General features: G+C 46.2%; 4 protein-coding genes. 1 reads left to right on the top strand and 3 read right to left on the bottom strand.

The window, feature by feature from the left end:
• Positions 1-3,146 (bottom strand): ESPR-type extended signal peptide-containing protein (locus tag HMPREF2596_RS11320; RefSeq protein ID WP_210401078.1); only part of this gene is annotated, 3,146 nt, incomplete at its 3' end.
• Between the two features lie 566 nt (positions 3,147-3,712).
• Positions 3,713-4,333 (bottom strand): L-threonylcarbamoyladenylate synthase, encoded by a 621-nt coding sequence (locus HMPREF2596_RS09030; RefSeq protein WP_070850828.1) that lies wholly within the window; start codon positions 4,331-4,333, stop codon positions 3,713-3,715.
• Between the two features lie 199 nt (positions 4,334-4,532).
• Between HMPREF2596_RS09030 and dusA the strand changes: the two genes are divergently transcribed.
• Positions 4,533-5,537 carry a tRNA dihydrouridine(20/20a) synthase DusA gene (gene dusA, locus HMPREF2596_RS09025; RefSeq protein WP_070850827.1) on the top strand — a complete coding sequence of 335 codons (1,005 nt, stop codon included), beginning with the start codon at positions 4,533-4,535 and terminating at the stop codon, positions 5,535-5,537.
• 237 nt (positions 5,538-5,774) lie between these two features.
• Here the strand turns inward: dusA and HMPREF2596_RS09020 are convergent.
• A partial coding sequence (locus tag HMPREF2596_RS09020) for a YadA family autotransporter adhesin (RefSeq protein ID WP_210401077.1) occupies positions 5,775-7,166 on the bottom strand: 1,392 nt, incomplete at its 5' end.

The raw sequence follows: 7,166 nt of genomic DNA, 5'->3' as shown, positions 1-7,166 counted from the left end.
TTGGTGCTGCCGCTGTCGCCGTTGAAGGTCAGACCTTTGGTATCAACGGTGGTTTTGGCGTCCACACCTTTTTGGATGTCGGCTTTGGTGCTATCAGCCAAGTCGATGCTGTAGTCGGTTGTGACTGCACCATCAGCTGCAGTTGTAGTATTGGAAGTCAAATTCAAAGCATTGGAAACTTGTACCGTTGCTTTATCTGCGCTGACGGTATAAGTGGTTTCTTTGCCTGAAGTTGTTTTATTAACGTGCGCGTTACTGCCTGCCTCCACCTTAGTTGTGGTCTTGGCATTATTGATGGCATTGGCTACATCACCGGCAGTCGCTACACCGGCAGTCGGTGCGGACACTGTGCCATTATTATCGACAGACAATGTGCCTTGAGTGACATTGATTTGAACTTTTGATGCATTCTCGCCATCGGTGATTGCAACAGTCGTCAAATTGCCATCGGCGTAGTTGACTGTACCGTTGTTGTTGATACGAGATTTGTCTGTACCGTTTTGTTGGATATTGTGTCCAACATTGTTCATAACGGTGTACAGCTGGCTACCATTGACCGCATCGGTCGAAGTGGCGGAAATACGGCCTGCGGCAACATTGTGAATTTGGCGTTCATTGCCTGCGCTGCCTACAGAAACCGCGCCTGTTTTAGCGGATGAAGAAGCTGCATAGCTGACATTAGTCGTCGTACCGCTATCGTTTTTGAATGTTGCATTTTTAGCTGTTGCATCAAAATTATTGGCAGTGCCAACAGCACCATTACCCAATGCAACAGAGCTACCGATCGTAGTCGTCGCGCCACTACCCAAAGCAACTGAATCGCTTCCAGTCGCTTTTGCATTATTACTGCCGGCAAAACTATTCTGCCCGGCAGCTTGGGCTGAGGAACCAATAGCAGTGGAATAAAGGCCTGAACTGTTTGCCTGCTTACCAATGGCGATAGAATAAGCTTGTGTTGTCTGCGCCTGATGACCGATTGCAACAGAATCATCACCGACTGCATTTGACAAATAGCCCATTGCCGTACCGTTATTTTGTGCTGCTGCCCTTGCACCGACAACGGTTGCATTTTCGTAGTTGGCTCTACTGTGAGCACCGACGACTATAGAGTAATTGCGATCATTTTCTGTATTCAAACCTATGGCGATAGAACCTGTACCGCGGGAATTGGCATTAGAGCCTAAGGCAACAGCGCCAACAGTTCCAGAAGTTACCGTTGCATTTGGACCAACAGCAACAGAAGACGAACCAAGTACGTTGGCATTATGACCCAAAGAAATACTACCCGTCGCACCAGTGCTTGTTGCCGCATTCGGTCCGATGGCAATCGAATTGGTTGCTTTTGCACCGTCATTGTTCCAGTTTTTCGTACCGTCAGTTTTGCCTTCTTCTGACTTAACAGAGAAATAGCGGACACGCTCAATTGCACTCAATACACCATAAAGTTGAGAGCCGTTGATGGCATCAGTAGAAGTAGCAGAAATATCGCCGGGGGATACATTGATGATTTGACGTTCGTAACCTTTAGAACCAACAGACACAACATCACCGGCATCGGTAGTTTGACCGCCTGCCCAAGTGTAGGTTACACCCATAATTTCGCGTTGAACGTATGCCTGACCTTCTTTATCGGTTTTAGAAGCCGTACCCAAAGCCACAGAGTTCAGCAGAGTTGCTTTTGCACCTGTACCCAAAGCTACACCGCCAAAGGCAGTCGCCTGAGATTTGGTACCGATAGCCAGAGACAAATCGGCAGATGAATTAGACTGCACACCTAATGCAACAGAACCTTGACCGGCAATAGTATTACCATAAGAACCGCTATACATCGTATCACCAGTCATCTCTTTATAAATATCACGCAGACTTTTACCGCTCAGCGTATATTCACCGGTCTTTGCACCTTTTTCATTATATTTGATGAATTTATCCGTTGCATTGCCAGAATATCGAGTACCACCTACCGAATCTAAATCATCACCACCAATAGCAACAGATGAATTACCATTAGCCAAGACATTGCCGCCAACCGCAATAGATTGGTCTCCCTTTGCCCACGCACCCTCAGGTCTGCCCTGTGGATCAACACGGTTACCTGAACCAATAGCAATAGACTGAGTTATCTTAGAACTACTTGAATCGCCTACTCGAGCCGTATTACCAATAGCAATATTATTGTGCGTTACATTCACATTCATAATATTTTGCGAAAGAACCCCAGATGCACGTCCAATAGCAATCGTACCAAGTCCGGTTGCATTCGCGTCTGCACCAAGTGCAATAGCACTTGATGCTGCATTACCCGAAGCTGGAGAATTTGCCACTGCACTTTTACCGATGGCAATGGTATTTCCAGTTTGAGCTTGGGCTGAATTACCTATGGCGATAGACTCACTTTGATAACCCACTGCATTGGTACCGATTGCAATGGCATTTTGCGCATTGGCTGCAGCCTGACTGCCGCTGCCAATTGCAATGCCGTCTTGACCTCTTGATGTGCTGGATTGGCCCAAAGCCATTGAGCCTATACCAAATGCTTGCGCCGAATTACCCAATGCTGTTGTGCTCGTATTATCAGCAAGAGCATTCTTACCTACCGCTGTCGCTTGCGTACCATTTGCTTTGGAATCTGCACCCAGTGCTGTTGAATCTGCAGAAACAGCATTGGCACTTTTACCTATCGCTGTTGCATTTGAACTACTTGCACTTGTATCTGCACCCATCGCAACAGCATGATTTTGAGTAGCCTTGGCATTTGTACCAACAGCAAGGCTGTTATTATGTGTTGCATTTGCACTCGTACCTACCGCAACTGCACCGTTAGCCGTAGCATTGGCTGATGCTCCTACTGACAGAGCACCAATACCGGTCGCTGTTGCACCACTAACCGCAGTCGCACTGGTTACAGCATCAAATTCAATTTTTCCTCGTGCTGCAGTTGCCGCATACGAATTACCTGCACCCAAAAGAGCTGCCGAAATCACTGTCAATCTGAAAACTGTCGCAATACCATTTTTACCGGATTTGGTAGATACATCTGCACTGTTTTGTTCTGCAGACGATTTCACTCGGCCTTTGGCCAATTCGGAAGTTACGACAAAAGATTGAATCGTACGGTTCCAAACAACTTTAAATATCTTATTCATAGGTGTGTCTTTCTCTTTTTATGATAGGTAAAAGCGTGAGCATGAGCATGACGCTACTTTAAGAATTTATGCAGGGGTTTCCCAGCAAAATGCTTGTCTCAAGCTGACGTTTATTGTCACTTTGAGACGAAATTTAGGCTTTTGACTATCCCGCAACGGTATAGTATTTCATACTTACAAAATATCCGCTAGTCTAAAATATCAACCGATTATCTTTAATTTTTAAACAAAATCATGACGTTTGAACAGAAAAACTAATCATCAAAAGTTCTCCAGTCATGTTTTTATTAATAAGCGTAATGTTGTATTCCGTCGACAAGTCATCAGCAATCACAGTAATCATGCAAGCAACGTGCCAATTGCTCGGAATTTTATTTAAAATGAATTGTTTTCTAAAAAATGGAAAAGGCCGTCTGAAAGATTTCAGACGGCCTTTGATGAAATGATTTTGAACAATTGCTTGCTTGAATAATTTGTTTTTTGAGCTATCAATAAAATTGGCAATATGCTTTTAATACGTCATAGAAAGAATACGCATATCCCTACTTATACAAACGCGGATGGTTTTACAAACCGAATACGGTAATATCGCCCTTGCCTTGACGAATCAGCTCAGTGCCATCGGTCATATCGATAACCGTCGTCGGCTCAGTACCGCACCAGCCACCATCAATAACCAAATCAACAGCATGCTCAAGACGGTCTCGGATTTCGTATGAATCGGTCAATGGCTCTTCGTCTTCGGGCAGCATGAGGGTGCAGCTTAAAATAGGTTCGCCCAATTCTTGCAAAAGCGCCAAGGCAGTGGCGTTGTCGGGAACACGCAGGCCGATGGTTTTACGTTTTGGGTGAAGCGTGCGATTGGGTACTTCTTTGGTTGCCTGCAGGATAAAGGTATAACTGCCGGGCGTAGCTGCTTTGAGCTGGCGGAATTGGGCATTATCTACTTTGGCGTAAGTACCCAATTCGCTCAAATCGGCACACATCAGGGTCAGATGGTGTTTTTGATCGATTTTACGAATCGCAAGAATGCGCTCCATCGCGTTTTTGTCGCCGAGTTTGCAACCCAACGCGTAGCAGGAGTCTGTAGGGTAAACGATAACGCCGCCACTGCGGACAATGTCGGCGGCTTGTTTGATGAGGCGGTCTTGGGGATTATCGGGATGGATGGCGAAAAATTGTGCCATGTTTTTTTCCTTATCATTCTAATGGTTTGTTGTTTGACATTTTAAAACTTATTTGGCCGTCTGAATATTGGATTTCCACCACCATGAATGGATTTAGCCTCAGCTACAACACCTTATATATCATTTTGATTTACCAGCCGATATCGAAAGTCAATTTAATACACTATATAATGCGTTATTTTGTTTGAAAGTCATCTCAATGCCTGCTTCTTCCCTACCTTCCCGCCGCCTGTCTGTTGCCCCCATGCTCGATTGGACAGACAGACACTATCGCTTTATGGCGCGACAAATTACGCGCAATGCCTGGCTTTATAGCGAAATGGTCAATTCAGGCGCGGTGGTTTATGGAGATAAAGACCGTTTTTTAAGTTTCAACGAAGGCGAGCAGCCGGTAGCTTTACAGCTTGGCGGTTCAGATCCGCATGACTTGGCAATCGCCGCTAAAGCAGCTGAGGCGTATGGTTATAATGAAGTCAACCTAAATTGCGGCTGTCCCAGCCCACGCGTTCAAAAAGGCGCTTTCGGCGCTTGCTTGATGAATGATGTAGATTTGGTGGCAGATTGTTTGAATGCGATGCAGGATGCAGTTGAAATTCCGGTGACGGTCAAACACCGCATCGGTGTAGACAGGCAGACAGAATATCAAGTCGTAGCAGATTTTGTGGGAACACTTCGCGAAAAAACAGCCTGCCGCACATTTATCGTCCATGCGCGTAATGCCTGGTTGGACGGTTTATCCCCGAAAGAAAACCGCGAAGTCCCGCCACTCAAATATGAATACGTGTACCGCTTGAAACAAGATTTTCCAGACTTAGAAATTTTAATTAACGGCGGCATCACCACCAACGAAGAAATCGCCGAACACTTAAAATTTGTCGATGGTGTCATGATCGGACGCGAGGCTTATCACAATCCAATGCTGATGCGCGATTGGGATGCACTGTTTTACAACGAAGCACACGCACCAATCCAATACGCAGATTTAGCGGCTTGGCTATACGCATACAGTCGCGAACAAATCGCCTTAGGACGAGGCACCATCCTGCGCCATATCGTCCGCCACGCACTAGGCTTAATGCACGGCCTAAAAAATGCCCGCACTTGGCGCCGTATGCTCTCAGATGCTACTTTGCTGAAAGACAACGACGGCAGCCTGATTCTAGACGCATGGAAAGAAGTCGAACGCGCAAATATTTGGGATTAATGGCATATAGTGCGAATAAAAGAAAGGCCGTCTGAAGCATCCAATGATGTTTCAGACGGCCTTTTGAATTGCAACAGACTGCTAAAGATATATTCATTTATCTTTGGCTACTGTCCTGATTAATTCATCAAATAAATTCAAAACATAATCTAAGCATAAAAAAATGCGGCCTAAATAGGCCGCATTTACTTTGCTTCGTCTTTTCAGACGGCCTTTTCAGGCCGTCTGAGCGTCAGATTACCATTGGTAACCAACTGCTGCGGTAGCACCGAAGTGACCACGTGAGTTGCCGGAAGCAGTACCTTTGATGATCCAGTTACCACCATCGGAGATGCTAGAGAAGCCGACAGCGTAACCGGTTTCACCGCGGTAGTGACCGCCACCGATAGCCAACATGCTCTTACCTGGCAAGTAAGCTTGTGGCAGACCGGCAGTAGCCAGAGCTTGAGCCACACCTGCGCGGGCGTTGTTGTCAACCTTGTTCACATTGCTGTTCACATCGCCGAATTTTTGGTTCAGCTGGTCAACGTTAACCGCATCGGTACCGTTCTTACCTGGAGCAACATTTTTAATAGTAGTGTTGCCGGCATCGATACCACCTTGGTTGATGGTTACAGGACCTGCTTTCAGTTCGTTAGTAGTAACACTGTTAACGGTCAGATCAGGGTTCAAGCTGACTTTCAGCGCATCGCCGTCTTTCTTAACGAAGATGTTTTGAACTTCTTTCTCTGAAGTCTTACCGGTTGCTTTGTCGAATACTTGAACTTTAGTACCCGCATCACCTTTAATCTGAATAGTGTTATTCAGCTGTTTGGAGATAGAGCCGTCAGTAGTACCAGTCTCGTCAACCAGACCGAAGGTGCCGTCAGCATCTTTACCAGGATCACCTTTGTCACCTTTGTCACCTTTGTCACCTTTATCGCCTTTGACGCCTTGGTCACCTTTGGCACCGGTATCACCTTTAGCACCTTGGGCACCGGTGTCACCTTTGTCGCCTTTAGCACCGGTATCACCTTTAGCACCTGTGTCACCTTTGTCGCCTTTAGCGCCTTGGTCACCTTTAATACCTTGGTCACCTTTATCGCCTTTGTCGCCTTTGACACCTTTATCGCCTTGGTCACCTTTAGCACCGGTATCACCTTTAGCACCAGTTGCACCGTCTTTAACGATGGTAGTAGTGGTGTTACCGTTACCGTCTTTGATGGTTACAGTGTGAGTACCGTTGCCGTTGTCTTTAACTTCGGCTTCAGCGTTCTTACCGTCTTTAACGATAGTGGTAGTAGTTTTACCGTCGCCATCGGTGATAGTTACAGTGTGAGTGCCGTTGCCGTTGTCTTTAACGTCGGCTTTGGCATTCTTACCGTCTGCGCCAGTATCACCTTTAGCACCGGTATCACCTTTAGCACCTTGGGCACCAGTGTCACCTTTGTCGCCTTTAGCACCTTGGTCACCTTTAATACCTTGATCACCTTTAGCACCGGTATCACCTTTGTCACCTTTAGCGCCTTGGTCACCTTTAATACCCTGGTCACCTTTAGCACCGGTATCACCTTTATCACCCTTGTCACCTTTATCACCTTTTGCGGCAGCTGTGCCGTCTTTAATGATGGTAGTAGTGGTGTTACCGTT

The organism is Neisseria sp. HMSC078C12 (assembly GCF_001838065.1).
Lineage (GTDB): Bacteria > Pseudomonadota > Gammaproteobacteria > Burkholderiales > Neisseriaceae > Neisseria.
This window is presented reverse-complemented; position numbering and strand designations above follow the sequence as displayed.